The sequence below is a fragment of the Agrobacterium sp. SUL3 genome (assembly GCF_001263295.1).
In the GTDB taxonomy this organism is placed as follows: Bacteria; Pseudomonadota; Alphaproteobacteria; order Rhizobiales; family Rhizobiaceae; genus Agrobacterium; species Agrobacterium tomkonis.
Genome location: NZ_KQ414499.1, coordinates 491,390 through 506,515 on the forward strand (window position 1 = coordinate 491,390; position 15,126 = coordinate 506,515).

General features: G+C 60.4%; 15 protein-coding genes. 4 read left to right on the forward strand and 11 right to left on the reverse strand.

The window, feature by feature from the left end; all coding sequences use genetic code 11:
- The first annotated feature begins 7 nt into the window (after positions 1–7).
- The 4 genes from AKG12_RS06195 (at position 8) to AKG12_RS06210 (ending at position 7,044) form a co-directional block, all read left to right on the forward strand.
- Positions 8–1,000 (forward strand): ABC transporter substrate-binding protein, encoded by a 993-nt coding sequence (locus AKG12_RS06195; protein WP_046797829.1) that lies wholly within the window; start codon positions 8–10, stop codon positions 998–1,000.
- A 364-nt stretch (positions 1,001–1,364) separates the two neighbouring features.
- A complete protein-coding gene (locus tag AKG12_RS06200) occupies positions 1,365–2,558 on the forward strand; it encodes an efflux RND transporter periplasmic adaptor subunit (protein WP_046797828.1) in 1,194 nt (397 codons plus the stop codon).
- Between the two features lie 13 nt (positions 2,559–2,571).
- Complete coding sequence (locus tag AKG12_RS06205) at positions 2,572–5,892, forward strand: efflux RND transporter permease subunit (protein WP_046797827.1); 3,321 nt, start codon at positions 2,572–2,574, stop codon at positions 5,890–5,892.
- 462 nt (positions 5,893–6,354) lie between these two features.
- On the forward strand, positions 6,355–7,044 hold the full coding sequence (locus tag AKG12_RS06210) for a Crp/Fnr family transcriptional regulator (RefSeq protein ID WP_046797826.1): 690 nt from the start codon (positions 6,355–6,357) through the stop codon (positions 7,042–7,044).
- Between the two features lie 89 nt (positions 7,045–7,133).
- On the opposite strand, the gene aidB is transcribed toward AKG12_RS06210, so the two are convergent.
- From aidB to AKG12_RS06265, 11 genes are all read right to left on the reverse strand, one after another.
- Positions 7,134–7,958 carry an AidB family quorum-quenching N-acyl homoserine lactonase gene (aidB, locus tag AKG12_RS06215; protein WP_052818207.1) on the reverse strand — a complete coding sequence of 275 codons (825 nt, stop codon included), beginning with the start codon at positions 7,956–7,958 and terminating at the stop codon, positions 7,134–7,136.
- A gap of 3 nt (positions 7,959–7,961) precedes the next feature.
- Complete coding sequence (ureG, locus tag AKG12_RS06220) at positions 7,962–8,573, reverse strand: urease accessory protein UreG (RefSeq protein WP_046797824.1); 612 nt, start codon at positions 8,571–8,573, stop codon at positions 7,962–7,964.
- Between the two features lie 261 nt (positions 8,574–8,834).
- The gene (locus tag AKG12_RS06225; protein WP_052818208.1) at positions 8,835–9,506 is read right to left on the reverse strand and encodes an urease accessory protein UreF; all 672 of its coding nucleotides are present in this window, start codon (positions 9,504–9,506) and stop codon (positions 8,835–8,837) included.
- A 3-nt stretch (positions 9,507–9,509) separates the two neighbouring features.
- On the reverse strand, positions 9,510–9,995 hold the full coding sequence (gene ureE / locus AKG12_RS06230) for an urease accessory protein UreE (RefSeq protein WP_052818209.1): 486 nt from the start codon (positions 9,993–9,995) through the stop codon (positions 9,510–9,512).
- Between the two features lie 295 nt (positions 9,996–10,290).
- A complete protein-coding gene (locus tag AKG12_RS06235; RefSeq protein ID WP_046797821.1) occupies positions 10,291–10,827 on the reverse strand; it encodes a peroxiredoxin in 537 nt (178 codons plus the stop codon).
- 153 nt (positions 10,828–10,980) lie between these two features.
- On the reverse strand, positions 10,981–11,652 hold the full coding sequence (locus tag AKG12_RS06240) for a TIGR02117 family protein (RefSeq protein WP_052818210.1): 672 nt from the start codon (positions 11,650–11,652) through the stop codon (positions 10,981–10,983).
- Positions 11,653–11,661: 9 nt separating this feature from the next.
- Positions 11,662–13,371 carry an urease subunit alpha gene (gene ureC, locus AKG12_RS06245; protein WP_052818211.1) on the reverse strand — a complete coding sequence of 570 codons (1,710 nt, stop codon included), beginning with the start codon at positions 13,369–13,371 and terminating at the stop codon, positions 11,662–11,664.
- Positions 13,372–13,375: 4 nt separating this feature from the next.
- Positions 13,376–14,020, reverse strand: coding sequence for a hypothetical protein (locus tag AKG12_RS06250; RefSeq protein ID WP_052818212.1), 645 nt, complete (start codon positions 14,018–14,020; stop codon positions 13,376–13,378).
- Positions 14,021–14,025: 5 nt separating this feature from the next.
- Positions 14,026–14,439, reverse strand: a complete 414-nt coding sequence (locus AKG12_RS06255) for a lysozyme inhibitor LprI family protein (RefSeq protein ID WP_052818364.1) — start codon at positions 14,437–14,439, stop codon at positions 14,026–14,028.
- Positions 14,440–14,448: 9 nt separating this feature from the next.
- Positions 14,449–14,805 (reverse strand): GFA family protein, encoded by a 357-nt coding sequence (locus tag AKG12_RS06260; protein WP_046797817.1) that lies wholly within the window; start codon positions 14,803–14,805, stop codon positions 14,449–14,451.
- 1 nt (position 14,806) lies between these two features.
- Positions 14,807–15,112: an urease subunit beta gene (locus tag AKG12_RS06265; protein ID WP_046797816.1), complete on the reverse strand. Its 306-nt coding sequence runs from the start codon at positions 15,110–15,112 to the stop codon at positions 14,807–14,809.
- Positions 15,113–15,126: the final 14 nt, after the last annotated feature.

Here is a 15,126-nt window from a genome sequence, read left to right on the forward strand (position 1 = left end):
AACAGCGATGAAAATGAAACTTGCATCCATGCTTCTTGCCGGCGCGTCACTGATGACGGCCTTCAGTGCGCAGGCCGCCGACAAGATCACCCTGCAGCTGAAATGGGTGACCCAGGCACAATTCGCCGGTTATTACGTTGCCAAGGACAAGGGTTTTTACGAAGCCGAAGGCCTTGATGTCGACATCAAGCCGGGCGGCCCGGATATTGCACCGGCACAGGTTCTGGCCGGCGGCGGTGCGGATGTGATCGTCGACTGGCTGCCATCCGCACTCGCCACCCGTGAAAAGGGCGTGCCGCTGGTCAATATCGCCCAGCCATTCAAATCGTCGGGCATGATGCTGACCTGCCTGAAAGAAACCGGCGTCACCAAGCCCGACGACTTCAAGGGCAAGACGCTGGGCGTCTGGTTCTTCGGCAATGAATATCCGTTTCTGTCGTGGATGGCGCACCTGAAAATCCCAACCACCGGCGGCGCGGATGGCGTCACTGTCCTGAAGCAGGGCTTCAACGTCGATCCGCTGCTGCAAAAGCAGGCCGCCTGCATTTCCACCATGACCTATAATGAATATTGGCAGGTTATCGACGCCGGCATCAAGCCGGAGGAACTCGTCACCTTCAAATATGAGGACGAAGGCGTGGCGACGCTCGAAGACGGGCTTTATGTTCTCGAAGACAAGCTGAAGGACGCCAAGTTCAAGGAAGACATGGTCAAATTCGTCCGTGCCTCCATGAAGGGCTGGAAGTGGGCGGAAGAAAACCCTGACGATGCGGCCGACATCGTTCTCGAAAACGACGCCTCCGGCGCCCAGACCGAAAAGCACCAGAAGCGCATGATGGGCGAAGTCGCCAAGCTGACTGCCGGCTCGAAAGGCGCGCTCGACAAGGCGGATTACGACCGCACCGTCAAGACGCTGCTCGGCGGCGGGTCCGATCCGGTCATCACCAAGGAACCATCCGGTGCCTACACCACCGAAATCACCGATGCGGCGCTGAAATAGTCAAATCGAACCCGAAAGCATGGAACGCGCGGCTCTGCCCGCGCGTTTCGTTTTTCAGTGGTAACGTATTTGATGAATTGCAATATCCGGCCCTATACAAAAATGTATATCAACCATCGTGGCTATGCGGATTGATTTGCACGACAACAACAATTAGAGTCCCGCCCACAAGACTGCCAAATTTGATCTTGTAGAAAAAGCACAAGGGCAAGGTGCTTGAGATTCGCGTTGAGGGGCGTTTGAATCGGGAGGATCGAAAAGGAAGTATTGTGATCCCTTGTTTCACATTCGCTATCGCATGACCTATTAAAACACGCCTCACGGCTGCAGGACATGTGATCGGATATTGCGCGAGCCAAGACACATGCAGCATAAAGTTACTTTTAACCGCTTCGTTTTCGTCCTTCTTTCTGCAACGGCCCTGCCCTTTTCGGCTGCCGCCGAAGGCGAAGCGCCGGCACCGGTCAAACAGCAGAACCTGCCCTCCATCATCGTGGCGCACGCCGCAAAACGCGATCTCGTGGACCGCATCATCGCGACAGGCACAATCCGCCCCGTGGACGAGATCTACGTCCAGCCGCTGGTTGACGGCCTGTCGATCGACACGCTGAATGCCGATATTGGCGACCGGGTGGAAGCCAATGCGGTTCTGGCCGTGCTTTCCTCCGACAGCCTTGTGCTGCAAAAGAGCCAGCTTGAGGCCAACAAGGCCAAGGCAGAAGCCTCCGTCACCCAGTCGAAAGCGCAGGTGCTGGAAGCGCAGGCCAATCTCAACGATGCCCTTCGTCAGCGTGACCGCGCCGCCAAGCTCGGCCAGAGCGGCTCCGGTTCCGTCTCCGAGACTGAAAAGACCGAAGCCGCCGCGCAGGTGGCACAGGCCCGGCTGGAGGCAGCAAAACAGGCGGTGTCCGCCGGCGAGGCTGACATCAAGGTCGTCGCCGCGCAGATCGACGATATCGATCTGAAACTGACCCGCACCGGCGTGAAAACTCCTGTCGCCGGCATCGTCTCAGCCAAGAACGCCAAGGTCGGGGCCATTGCCAGCGGTGCCGGAAATCCGCTTTTCACCGTCATCAAGGATGGCGCGATCGAACTCGTCGCTGATCTCTCGGAAACCGATATCCAGAAGGTCAAGGCCGGTCAGAAAGCCTATTTGACGGTTGCCGGCGGAGCCCAGAAAATAGAGGGCAAGGTGCGCCTCGTTTCGCCGACCGTCGATCCGACGACGCGCCTCGGTTCCGTGCATGTGGTGCTGCCGGAAAACAGCCCGGCACGATCAGGCATGTATGCCAGCGCCGAGATCATCGTTGAAGAGACGAACGCGCTTGCCCTGCCGCTATCGGCCGTCACGTCCGGACGCGAAGGCTCGACCACCCGCAAGGTGGAAGGCGACGTCGTCAAGCAGGTGAAGATCGAGACCGGCATAGAAGACAGCGGTTTCATCGAAATTGTCAGCGGCCTTGCCGCTGGAGACAAGGTTGTCGAGAAAGCTGGAGCATTCGTGCGCGATGGTGACCGGATCCGCCCGGTTGAAGCCCAGACGGCTGCGTCCAACTGACTGAGGGAATGAAATGAACTTCTCCGCATGGTCAATCCGTAACCCGATTGCGCCGCTTCTCGGCTTCGCGCTTTTGATGATCCTCGGCATGCAGGCCTTCAAGACCCTGCCGATCACCCGTTTTCCGAATATCGACGTCCCCGTCGTTGCCGTCACCGTGACCCAGAGCGGCGCTTCGCCCTCCGAGCTGGAAATGCAGGTGACGAAGGAGATCGAAGACGCCGTCGCCGCCATCAGCGGCGTCGATGAAATACAGTCCAGCGTAGTCGACGGCCAATCGACGACCACGGTCGTCTTCCGCATCGAAAAGCCGACGGAAGAGGCGGTTCAGGACACGAAGGACGCCATCGACAAGATCCGCAGCGATCTGCCCGCCGATATCGAAGTGCCTGTCGTCAGCAAGATCGACGTCGAAGGCCAGGCGATCCAGACCTTTGCCGTTTCTTCGCCGAACATGACGCTCGAAGAACTGTCCTGGTTCGTCGACGACACGATCAAGCGCTCGCTGCAGGGCCAGTCCGGCATCGGCAAGGTCGACCGTTATGGCGGTGCGGACCGGGAGGTGCGCGTTTCGCTCAGCCCCGAAAAGCTTGATGCCTATGGCATCACCGCAAGCGAGGTGAACAGCCAGCTGCGCGGCACCAACGTCGATCTCGGCTCCGGCCGCGGCCAGGTCGGCGGCAATGAGCAGACGATCCGCACGCTCGGTGACACCCGCGACGTGACGCAACTTGCCAACACCACCATCGCGCTCTCCAACGGCCGCTTCGTCAAGCTTTCCGAACTGGGTACGGTGACCGACACCTATCAGGAACAGAAATCCTTCTCGCGGTTCAACGGCAACCCCGCCGTCACCTTCGCGGTGTTCCGCTCCAAGGGTGCAAGCGAAGTCTCGGTTGCCGAAACCGTGGCGGAAAGCCTCGAAAAGGTCCGCAAGGACCATCCGGAAGTCTCGATCCAGATGGTCGATGACGCCGTCTATTTCACCTATGGCAACTACAAGGCGGCGCTTGATACGCTGATCGAGGGCGCCATCCTCGCCATCATCGTGGTCCTGCTTTTCCTTCGCAACTGGCGCGCCACCCTGATTGCCGCCGTCGCGCTACCGCTTTCCGCGATCCCGACCTTCTGGATCATGGATATCATGGGCTTCTCGCTCAACCTCGTCAGCTTCCTGGCGTTGACGCTCGCCACGGGTATTCTCGTGGACGACGCCATCGTGGAAATCGAGAACATCGCCCGTCACATCAAGATGGGCAAGACGCCTTATCGGGCAGCGCTCGAGGCCGCCGACGAAATCGGTCTCGCCGTCATCGCCACCAGCTTCACCATCATCGCCGTCTTCGTGCCTGTCTCGTTCATGCCCGGCATTCCCGGTCAGTACTTCATCCAGTTCGGTCTGACGGTTGCCTTCTCGGTGTTCTTCTCGCTGGCAGTGGCCCGCCTCATCACACCGCTGATGGCGGCCTATCTGATGCGCGCCGAAGACGCGATGGACGACCATCACGATAATGACGGCCGGCTGATGAAGGCCTATACGCGCATGGTTTCCGCCACCACCCGCAAATGGTGGGCGCGTTACCTCACGCTCATCGGCGCCGTCGGCTTCCTCGTCGCCTCCGTCATTCTTCTCGCCGGCGTTCCGGGCAGCTTCCTGCCGCCGGACGACGCATCGCGCGTGACGCTCTCGGTGGAACTGCCGCCCAATGCGACGCTGGATGAAACCGACCGGACGACGACCGAAATCTTCCATGCCATCCGTGACATCAACGGCGTGGAAAGCGTCTTCATTCTCGGCGGCGCTTCGCCCAAGGGCGATCTGGAACTTCGCCGCGCCACCGTCAACGTCATCCTCCAGCATATCGACCACTCATTGCTGAAGGTGCTGGTCAACAAGGGGCTGGGCTCCATTCCGCTCATCGGCCAATATCTTCCGAAGGTGGAAGAAAAGGGCCGCACACGTCCGCAATGGGATGTGGAGCGGGACATCTTCGCCAAGGTCCGCGCCATTCCGGATGTGCGCATCATCAAGCTGAACGACCGTGCGGAACGCGAACTGAGCTTCAACTTCCTGTCGTCGAACGAGAAGGACCTGAACGACGCCGTCGGCATTCTCGAAAGCCGTCTACGCGCCTCACCCATCCTTGCCAATGTCAGCTCGGAAGGCGCGTTGCCGCGTCCGGAATTGCAGATCCGCCCGCGCAAGGATGAAATCGCCCGCCTCGGCATCACGCCGCAGCAGATTTCGCAGACGGTTCGCGTCGCCACCATCGGCGATATCGACGCCCAGCTGACGAAGATTTCTCTGGATGACCGGCAGATTCCGATCCGCGTGCAGGCGTCCATCGATACCCGCCGCGATCTCGCCACCATCCGCGCCCTGAAGATCAAGACCGCATCCGGCTCGCTGGTGCCGCTCTACAGCGTTGCCGATATCGACTATTCGGAAGGTCCGAGCTCGATCAAGCGCAACGACCGCAACCGCGTCGTCTCCATCGGCTCCGACGTGCCATTCGGCACGGCGCTCGATACCTCGACGGCCGAATTCAAGCGGATCGTCGAGGAAACCAAGCTGCCGGCAAGTGTGCGCCTGGCGGAAAGCGGCGATGCCAAGGTGCAGGGTGAAATGCAGCAGGGCTTCGTCAACGCCATGCTGCTTGGCCTGCTGCTGGTGCTTGTCGTGCTCATCCTGCTGTTCAAGGATGTCATCCAGCCCTTCACCATCCTGTTCTCGCTGCCGCTCGCCATCGGCGGCGTGGCCGTCGCGCTCATCATCACCCAGAACGCGCTGTCCATGCCGGTTCTCATCGGCATCCTGATGCTGATGGGCATCGTGACGAAAAACGCCATCCTCCTGGTAGACTTCGCCATCGAGATGCGCCGTCACGGCATGGAGCGAGTGCATGCCATGATCGAGGCCGGTCGCAAGCGCGCCCGCCCGATCATCATGACCTCCATCGCCATGTCGGCAGGCATGTTGCCCTCCGCACTCGGCGTCGGCGAAGGCGGCTCGTTCCGCGCACCGATGGCAATCGCGGTCATCGGCGGCATCATCGTATCAACCGTTCTGTCGCTGATCGTGGTTCCTGCCTTCTTCCTGATCATGGACGACCTGTCGCGCCTGCTCGCCCACCTCTTCGGCCGCTTCGTCGGCAAGAAGGAAGAGGAGGAAGAGGCTCTCTCCAACGAGAAACTCTCGGAGATCGCCCGCGAAAACAGCCTGGCACTCTCCTCGCTGGAGGCGCGGGTCGCCGGCATGGAAAAGGGCACCGGCGACAAGGCCGCAGACAAGGGCAGCAACATATTACGGCTGCCGCCGCTTGCTGCGGAATGAAAGTAAAAAAGCGCCGAGTCCAGTGCCCGGCGTTTCTTTTTGTGGCGAGGTTACTTATCGCAGGGCGTTGCGGCCGGTTTCTTCTCCCCGAGGGGGAGAAGGTGGCCCGAAGGGCCGGATGAGGGGGCAACGTTGCCGAATCCCTCTACCCTCGCCCCCTCATCTCGCTGCCGCGGACTTCTCCCCCTCGGGAGAAGAAATATGTGGCAATCGCCCGCCCCATATTTCCCCTCTGTGCTTTGAAACACGAACAGCCCGTCATTTCCTCTCACATAACGACTGCAACCCCGTTTGATCGAAATCAATTCGCTTTTCAGGTGAACTGCTAATCTCCCTCGCATCGGGAATTGCCGGTCGAAGGATAGTGCGATGAGTTCTTTGCAGATAGGCGTAAGGGAAACGGAACATCCCCGGTTTCGTATCGCTTCGGACAGCCCGGCAAAAGGTTTGAGCGGGAGCCGGATGGACGTGAACAAGACCGTGAAGCTGAGCAACAGGGACAGGAACATTCTGCTGCGCGCGCCCTTGATCGGGATAGCGGATGACGCAGTGGCGTTGAAGCTGATGGAGGCGGCGACCATCATCAATGTCAACGCCCGCCATGTGCTCTTCAAGGAAGGCGAAGCGGCGCAGCATTTTTATTGCGTTCTGTCGGGTTATATCAGGCTTTACCGGCTGGACAGGCATGGGCGCGAGGCGGATGTGCGCGTCAGCGGTCCGGGCGATACCTTCAACGAATGCCTGATTTTCGGCAGCGACACCTATCGCTACAGCGCGCAGGCGGCGGAAAGCTGCACCGTGGCGCGTTTCGAGCTCGCGAAAATCCGGGCGTTGATCGATCAGGAACCGGCAATCGCCAAAGCCGTCATGCGCTGCCTTTCCAACAGCCTGCTTGGCACCATGGATTGCATCGCCAACGATCGGCTGCAGACCGCGCCACAACGCGTCGCCCATTATCTCATCAATCAGGGCCCGCGTGATGCGACATCCTTTTCGCTGCGGCTGCCGTTCCAGAAAAGCCTGCTTGCCGGCAAGCTCGGCCTTGCGCCGGAAGCCCTGTCACGCGCCTTCTCGGCGCTGAAAAAATCAGGCGTCACCGTGCGCGGCCGCATCGTGCAGGTCAATGACGTCGCCGCATTGAAGCAGATCTAGAAAAGACAGCGGGAGAGGAAGAAGGGCGGGATGCCAGCCGGTAGCCCGCCTTTCGCCATTGTGGATTTCGCCATTGTGGAAAGGGCAGATCAACCCGGCTGCGGCACGAAGCGGAAGGCGTCGCCCTGCCGTTCAATATGGAAAAAGCCGCCAAGATGGCCACCGGACACCAGCCAGCCGTGATCGGCCGCCTCGGCCAGCGCCGAAAGACGGGTGGCATAGGCAAGTTCGGAATCGATATCGTAAACGAAAGCGATTTCAGGATCGTCAGCCTGCAATCCACTCACATGCAGCACATCACCCCACAATAACAGCCGGTTATCACCGCTGCCGATGAGATAGCCGGCATGCCCCGGCGTGTGGCCGGGCATGGCGATCGCCTCGATATCCTCGGCAATCATGCCCATGGGGATCGGCCGCAGCATGGCACCACAGATATCGAGCAGCCGGGCGGCGAGATCGAAACCGCCCTGCCGGGCTGGCGGCAAGCTCTTGCGGGCATCCGCACTGGTGAAAAAGCCAAGATCGGCCTCCGGCACCCATATTTCCGCATTGGGAAAATATGGCTTGTCACCATCAATGAGACCCAACGCATGGTCGCCGTGAATATGGGTTAGGATGACACGCGTCACATCGGCCGGCTGAATACCGGCGGTGATCATCGCCGCGCGGGCATGGCCATAGGCCGCACCCCAGGCGGTGCCGCAACCGGCATCGATCAGCCAGATGCCATCAGGCCCGGAGAGCGCGAAACAATTGACATCCACATCCACCGTCTCGCCTTCAAGCCCGGCAAGAACCGCGGCCAGCGCAACCTCGCCCTGCCGATGGATAAGATGGCCGACCGGCGCCTTGTAGACGCCATCGACAAAGCGGGACACGGCATAGGGACCGAAATGAAGAGGCGTATTCATGGCTCAGAGACCGCCCTGCTCTTTCAGGAAACCGACGATATGCTCCACCCCATCGCCCCGCTTCATATCGGTGAAGACGAAGGGCATGGCATTGCGCATGCGGGTCGCATCATTATCCATTACGGTCAGATCGGCCCCGACGTAAGGTGCGAGATCCTTCTTGTTGATGACCAGCAGATCGGAGCGGGTGATGCCTGGCCCGCCCTTGCGCGGAATTTCCTCACCCTGACAGACGGAGATCACATAGATGGTGATATCGGCAAGATCGGGCGAAAAGGTCGCGGCGAGATTGTCGCCACCGGATTCGATGAAGACGACATCCAGATCGGGAAAGCGCGCATTGAGCCCGGCAATCGCCTGCAGATTGATCGTCGCATCCTCGCGGATAGCGGTATGCGGGCAACCGCCCGTCTCCACACCGACAATACGCTCCGACGGCAGCGCCTGCATGCGCACCAGCGCCTCGGCATCCTCTTTCGTATAGATATCGTTGGTAACGACGGCGACGGAATAATCGGCGCTCATCGCCTTGCAGAGCTTTTCCGTCAGCGCCGTCTTGCCCGAACCAACCGGCCCGCCAATGCCAACACGCAACGGGCCATTGCCCGATTTCATGCCCGATTTCACGACTGTGTTTCCTTCACTATGCTTTGGTTCTGTCTCACCATATCTCCTCCGCTACTCGCTTCAAGATATGCAAGGATCGTGCCGCGAGTTTCTTCTCCCCGAGGGGGGAGAAGGTGGCCGAAGGGTCGGATGAGGGGGCAACGTCGCCGGATTTCGGGGAGCTCGCCCCCTCATCCCGCTGCCGCGACCTTCTCCCCCTCGGGGAGAAGAAACAAGCGGCATGCGCTCGCTCCATCGATGCTGTAACTTTCAGGAGCGAAAAAGCCGCGTGCCCTGCACCTCGTGGCGCATCGCCGCCGTATCGGCGATGATCGTCGCGCTGCCGAGGTCATCGAGCGTGGATTGCGCAGCCCGCGCAGTCATCTCCTCAATCACCGCTTCGCTTGCTGCCAGAATGGCGACGCCATCCTTCTGGCCTGCCACGCCAAGGCGGATGCCGGCCGAAACCATTTGCGAGACGCCGGCATGTGCGAAAGCGGCAAGCGTTTCCTTAAGCGGCACCCCATGCGCGGCGGCCACGGCCCCGACGGCGACAGGATATGGACACTCCTTGGGCAACAGTTCCAGAACCGCATGCGGCCATGCGCCCGCGGCGGCGACGAAGGCATCACCCAGAAGTACCGTTTCGCGATATCGCTCCGCTGCGCCAGCCAGCGCCCGCGCAAGAGTGGCCATTTCATTCAGGGCGGCGGCATCGCTGCCCCTGCGCCAGCCTTCCGCCAGAAACACCGCGTCGTTCCAAAGGCTGCCGTGGCGCAGAAGTGTCTCCACCCAGCCAAGAAGACCGGCTGCATCGGGCACACGCCCATCCTCAACCGCCTTTTCAAGCCCGCCGGAATAGGAAAAACCGCCAACCGGAAAGGCCGGCGACAGCCAGGCCATCAGCCGCAGCAAGGCGGCAACGCCGCGATCGTCGCTCACGGATCAACCGTGATCATGATGGTGGTGATCATGCCCGTGACTATGGGAATGGCCGCCATGGGCGTGATACGCGCCGCGCGCCGGCTGGAAAGGTTCCTCCACCTCGCGCACCGTGGCGCCGAGACCTTCGAGCATGGCGCGGATCACGTGGTCGCGCAGGATGAGAATGCGCTCTTCTTCGATCTGTGCCGAAAGATGCCGGTTGCCCAGATGCCAGGCGAGCTCGATCAGGTGAAGCCGATCCTTCGGCGTGATTTCAAACAGCTTTTCAGCCGCGGCCCGAACCTCGATCAGATCGCCGTTTTCCACCACCAGAAGGTCGCCATGGGCAAACAGCACGGCTTCCTTCAGATCGAGCATCACCATCTCGTCATTCTGCAGATGCAGCAGCTTGCGGCGCAGATGCCGCTGGTCATGCGCCAGCGTGACATAACCGGAAGGCTCGTCGCCAGGGGTTCCGGCAGGATGGTAAGAGGTAACGCGCAGCATGGGATGATCCGTTCGAAAACTGTCTTGGGGTTTCGATTTTTGACGGATAGGCGGGGGGATTTCAAGGCGCGATTTCAGGGCACATGGCCACCAGAATGACAAAGCCCGGCATCACAGCCGGGCCAGGTGCAAACCTTTCTCCACTTTCAACGTCATCCTCGGGCTTGACCCGGGGATCCACCCGTCAGACGTTTATGGATCCTCGCCTCAAGGGCGAGGATGACGGAGGAGAGGTTTTCGCCTCCTGTCGGCACCCCGAACACGACATCGGTGCCGGGCCTTCACAAAACCAAAATCAGGCCGCAGCGCGGCTTTTCAGGTTTTCCAGAATGTTCTGCGGCGCGGAAACGCCGTAAGGGTCGGATTCGCAATTATCCTGATAGCCCTCTTCCTCGAACCACTGCTCCACCAGACCGTCATTGATGACGGCGGCGTAACGCCAGGAGCGCATGCCGAAACCGAGATTGTCCTTGGCGACCAGCATGCCCATCTTGCGGGTGAACTCACCCGAACCATCCGGAATGACCTTGACGTTTTCGAGGTTCTGGCCCTTGGCCCAGGCATTCATGACAAAGGCATCGTTGACCGACAGGCAATAGATTTCATCCACGCCGAGCGCGCGGAATTCGCCAGCCAGCTTTTCGAAATCGGGAAGCTGATAGGTCGAGCAGGTCGGTGTGAAGGCGCCCGGCAGCGAAAACAGAACGACCTTCTTGCCCTTGAAATAATCGTCGGAGGTCATGTCCTGCCAGCGGAACGGGTTGGGGCCGCCAACGGCCTCGTCACGAACGCGCGTGCGGAAAGTTACGGCGGGCACTTTTTTGCCGAGCATGGCTTTTCTCCTGATCAGGTGTTTTACGCGGATCGCTTGGGATCAATCCGCACGGAATTCTTTTGCCGTTTCCATAGCGCAAGATGCGCTGCGGTGCAGCATAAAAATCGGATTCAAGTCATCGAATGTACGAAATGCCGCATCGGCAGAGGATCAATTGTGGAGATCGACCGACCAGCGCAACAGCGGCGGCAAGGGCGTCCACCAGCCTGTTCGAATACCGGCTTCGCGCAACATGACGGCCGACCAAGTGTTGCAGCCGGCCAGCGCATTAAACCAGCCATTCGCCTCGAAAAACGCGTCCGTCAAACCATAGGCGGCACCGGGGACAAGCTGGACCTTGCCGTCATTTCTGACAAAACTTGCCCTGATACCGGCGAGAAGACGCTGATAGCCCTCTTCAGAAATACGAAGCCGTTTCACTCCGGCCATATCGGCGGGAAAGTCTCCCGTCACGTCCACATGCATCACCGATCGGTCAAGCGTGAACGAGCGCAGCACCGGCATCGGTTTCAGATCGGCCCAGGTGGGTGTCTCTATATAAAACGACCGTCCACCCCAGCCAAACACCAGATAGGCAGCTGCGGGATGATTGACGGCAATACCGTCCTCCTGCAACTCGGAAAACACCCGCCGCAGATCGTCATCGACCGGCAGGGCGATATCGGTGTGGATCGGATTGGACAATAGCAGAATCTCGCGATCCTTCGCGCCGCCGTCTGCATTGTCAGCGAAAAAGGGGCGCGGCACGAGGGTACCGAGCATAAGAAACAGGACGATCAGCAGCACGCCGCCGCCGATCCACTTTGTGATAAATCTCAACACGAAACGCCGTTAAAACAGGAAATAACGCTGCGCCATCGGCAGCACGGTGGCCGGTTCGCAGGTCAAAAGTTCGCCATCCGCCCGCACCTCATAGGTTTCCGGATCGACCTCGATATGCGGGGTGAGCGAATTGTGGATCATCGACGCCTTGGAGATGCCGCCGCGCACATTCTTCACCGGCAGCAGCGTCTTGGCGACGCCAAGGCGCTGGGCAAGGCCGGCATCCAGCGACGCCTGCGAGACGAAAGTGACCGAGGAATTGGTGCGCAGCTTGCCATAGGCGGCAAACATCGGCCGGTAATGCATCGGCTGCGGCGTGGGAATGGAGGCATTCGGATCACCCATCGGGGCGGCGGCAATCGAGCCGCCGAGCAGCACCATCTCCGGCTTCACGCCGAAAAAGGCCGGATTCCACAACACCAGATCCGCACGTTTGCCGACTTCGATGGAGCCGATCTCATGGCTGACACCCTGGGCGATGGCCGGGTTGATCGTATATTTGGCGATGTAACGGCGGACACGGAAATTGTCGTTTTCGCCGGTCTCTTCCTTCAGGCGGCCACGCTGGCGCTTCATCTTGTCGGCGGTCTGCCAGGTGCGGATCGCCACCTCGCCGACACGGCCCATGGCCTGGCTATCCGACGAGATGATCGAAAACGCGCCGATATCATGCAGAATATCCTCCGCCGCGATGGTTTCCTTGCGGATGCGGCTTTCAGCGAAGGCGATATCTTCGGGAATGGACGGCGACAGGTGGTGGCACACCATCAGCATATCCAGATGTTCGGCCAGCGTATTGACGGTATAGGGCCGCGTCGGGTTGGTGGAAGACGGAATGACGTTGGGATTGCCGCAGACCTTGATGATATCAGGCGCGTGCCCGCCGCCCGCCCCTTCGGTGTGGAAGGCATGAATGGTGCGGCCCCTTATGGCGGCGACCGTGTCTTCCACGAAGCCGCTCTCGTTCAGCGTGTCGGTGTGGATCATCACCTGCACATCATATTCATCGGCAACCGTCAGGCAATTGTCGATGGCGGCGGGCGTCGTGCCCCAGTCTTCGTGCAGCTTCAGCGAGGAGGCGCCGGCGAGGATCATCTCTTCCAGCGGCGCGGGCAGCGAGGCATTGCCCTTGCCGGCCAGCGCCAGATTCATCGGGAAGGCATCGAAGCTTTCGATCATCCGCTCGATATGCCATGCACCGGTGCAGGTGGTGGCAAGCGTGCCATGTGCCGGGCCGGAGCCGCCGCCCAGCATGCAGGTCACGCCGCTCATCAGCGCTTCCTCGATCTGCTGCGGGCAGATGTAATGGATATGCGCATCCATGCCGCCGGCCGTCAGGATCTTGCCTTCACCGGCAATCGCCTCCGTCGAAGGACCGACGATGATCGTCACGCCCGGCTGCGTATCCGGGTTGCCCGCCTTGCCGATGGCGTGGATGCGCCCGTTCTTCAGGCCCACATCCGCCTTGTAGATGCCGCTATGGTCAACGATCACCACATTGGTGATGACGGTATCGACAGCGCCCTCGGCCCGCGTCGCCTGGCTCTGGCCCATGCCGTCGCGAATGACCTTGCCGCCGCCGAATTTCACTTCCTCGCCATAGGTCGTGTGGTCCTTTTCGATCTCGATGAAGAGTTCGGTATCGGCAAGACGCACCTTGTCGCCAACGGTCGGGCCGAACATGCCGGCATAGGCGGCGCGGGAAATCTTGTAAGGCATGGGCTCAGGCTCCTTCGGACGCGGAGAAAATCGATGTGGGAGAAATTCGTGTCAGCCGGCCCTCATTTGTGAGGGCTTCGACCAGTTGTTGTTCGGCAGTGAACGGATGGCCGCTCCAGCCCTGATGGCCGAAACCGGCAATCGCCACCTCGTCACCATCGCCGCTCACATTCTCGAGAACATGGGCGATGGCAAAAAGGCCGGTGCTGGGGCAGACATAGGGTGCGGGCGTATAGGCTTCGAGCGCCACATCCAGCCTGTCATGCACGCCGCGGGGAATGACGATGTGGCTCTTGCCCGTTTCCCGCGCAAGTGCAGCGAAAGCGGCGGTATAATCGGCGCAGAAATCGGTCAGTTCCGGCCAGCGCCGGCGAATATCCGGCTCCATTTCGGCAAACTTTGCCGGATCACGCACCGACCAGATGGCGGTAGCCTGCCGCACCCCATCACTCTCGCGCCAGTCGGTGCCTTCAGTCATCTCACGGCCCGGCCGCCCCGTGTTGCAGACAGCCACCACATCGGTGCGCGTGCCGCCAGGCCCCAGCGACCGGCAGTCATTAAAGCGGATGACGATGTCGGAACGGTCGATGAAATCGGCCGCACCCAACGGCAACTCCCCGTTTCCGACAATCGTGATGCGCCGCCCCATGCCGTTCAGAAACCCTCGCCAAGCTGGCGCAGTTCTTCAGCGCGCTTGCCGCTCATTTCAGCGAGGCAGGACGAAATCAGCATCGGCTCCATCGTGCCGCCGCGTGCCTGAAAGCCGGAAAGGGCACAATTGGCATCGCGGAACGCCACCCAGGCACGCTGGGCCGCCACAAGTGCCTCGGTCGCGCCCTTGCCGTCCGCATCCGCCGTCTTGTCGCGCGCAGTGAGCGCCTTGCGCAGCTTCTGGTATTCGGCGTTGAGCTGCTTGTCGGCCTTTTCATAATCCTTGCCAGCGCAGATGGTCATATCCGTCTGCGTTTCCGGCGCTTTGCAATCCGGCTCATCCTGCGCCACCGCCGGCAGCGACAAGCCGCCGGTCAGCAGCAAGGCTGCCACGAAACCGAAGTTTTTCCTGCTCATACCCATCATTCAGGCCGCCGCGCCATCGAAAGCCTGCGGCTTCAGCGCCCGCGGATCGACGCCATCGAGACAATTGGCGTTCACCGCCACCATCGGCGTTCCATCCGGCCCATCGGCATAAGCAAAGCTTTCAATGCCGCAGGTGGAGCAGAAAAGATGATGAATATGGTGCTTGTTGAAGAGGTATTCCGTCAGTTTGTCCTCGCCGGAAAGCAGGGTGAATTTCTCGCGCGGCGCAAAGGCGAGCGTAGAACCCAGACGCTTGCAGCGTGAGCAATTACAGACAATGGTGTGATCGAGATCGGCATCGACCTCGAAGCTGACGTCGCCGCATTGGCAGCTTCCATGATAATGCGCACTGGCCATTTCATAACCTCCCCATGACCTGTTGACGAAAACCGTAAACCTCACGCTTGCCGGAAAGCGGCACCAGCGTTACTTCCCGCTTCTGGCCGGGTTCGAAACGAACCGCCGTGCCTGCCGGGATATCGAGACGCATGCCGCGCGCCTTGTCGCGCTCGAAAATAAGCCCGGCATTGGTCTCGAAGAAATGGTAATGGCTGCCCACCTGCACCGGCCGGTCGCCCGAATTGGCCACCTCGATCGTCACCGTCGGCTGGCCGGCATTGAGCTCGATGGTGCCCTCTGCGGCAATGATTTCGCCTGGCTTCATGGTGCTCTCCCTTA

What these genes read in the sequence shown, in the direction of transcription:
- AKG12_RS06195 (WP_046797829.1), top strand. Translation starts at nt 8, where the DNA reads ATGAAAATGAAACTTGCATCCATGCTTCTTGCCGGCGCGTCACTGATG.
- AKG12_RS06200 (WP_046797828.1), top strand. Translation starts at nt 1,365, where the DNA reads ATGCAGCATAAAGTTACTTTTAACCGCTTCGTTTTCGTCCTTCTTTCT.
- AKG12_RS06205 (WP_046797827.1), top strand. Translation starts at nt 2,572, where the DNA reads ATGAACTTCTCCGCATGGTCAATCCGTAACCCGATTGCGCCGCTTCTC.
- AKG12_RS06210 (WP_046797826.1), top strand. Translation starts at nt 6,355, where the DNA reads ATGGACGTGAACAAGACCGTGAAGCTGAGCAACAGGGACAGGAACATT.
- aidB (WP_052818207.1), bottom strand. Translation starts at nt 7,958, where the DNA reads ATGAATACGCCTCTTCATTTCGGTCCCTATGCCGTGTCCCGCTTTGTC.
- ureG (WP_046797824.1), bottom strand. Translation starts at nt 8,573, where the DNA reads ATGAAATCGGGCAATGGCCCGTTGCGTGTTGGCATTGGCGGGCCGGTT.
- ureE (WP_052818209.1), bottom strand. Translation starts at nt 9,995, where the DNA reads ATGCTGCGCGTTACCTCTTACCATCCTGCCGGAACCCCTGGCGACGAG.
- AKG12_RS06235 (WP_046797821.1), bottom strand. Translation starts at nt 10,827, where the DNA reads ATGCTCGGCAAAAAAGTGCCCGCCGTAACTTTCCGCACGCGCGTTCGT.
- ureC (WP_052818211.1), bottom strand. Translation starts at nt 13,371, where the DNA reads ATGCCTTACAAGATTTCCCGCGCCGCCTATGCCGGCATGTTCGGCCCG.
- AKG12_RS06250 (WP_052818212.1), bottom strand. Translation starts at nt 14,020, where the DNA reads ATGGGGCGGCGCATCACGATTGTCGGAAACGGGGAGTTGCCGTTGGGT.
- AKG12_RS06255 (WP_052818364.1), bottom strand. Translation starts at nt 14,439, where the DNA reads ATGAGCAGGAAAAACTTCGGTTTCGTGGCAGCCTTGCTGCTGACCGGC.
- AKG12_RS06260 (WP_046797817.1), bottom strand. Translation starts at nt 14,805, where the DNA reads ATGGCCAGTGCGCATTATCATGGAAGCTGCCAATGCGGCGACGTCAGC.
- AKG12_RS06265 (WP_046797816.1), bottom strand. Translation starts at nt 15,112, where the DNA reads ATGAAGCCAGGCGAAATCATTGCCGCAGAGGGCACCATCGAGCTCAAT.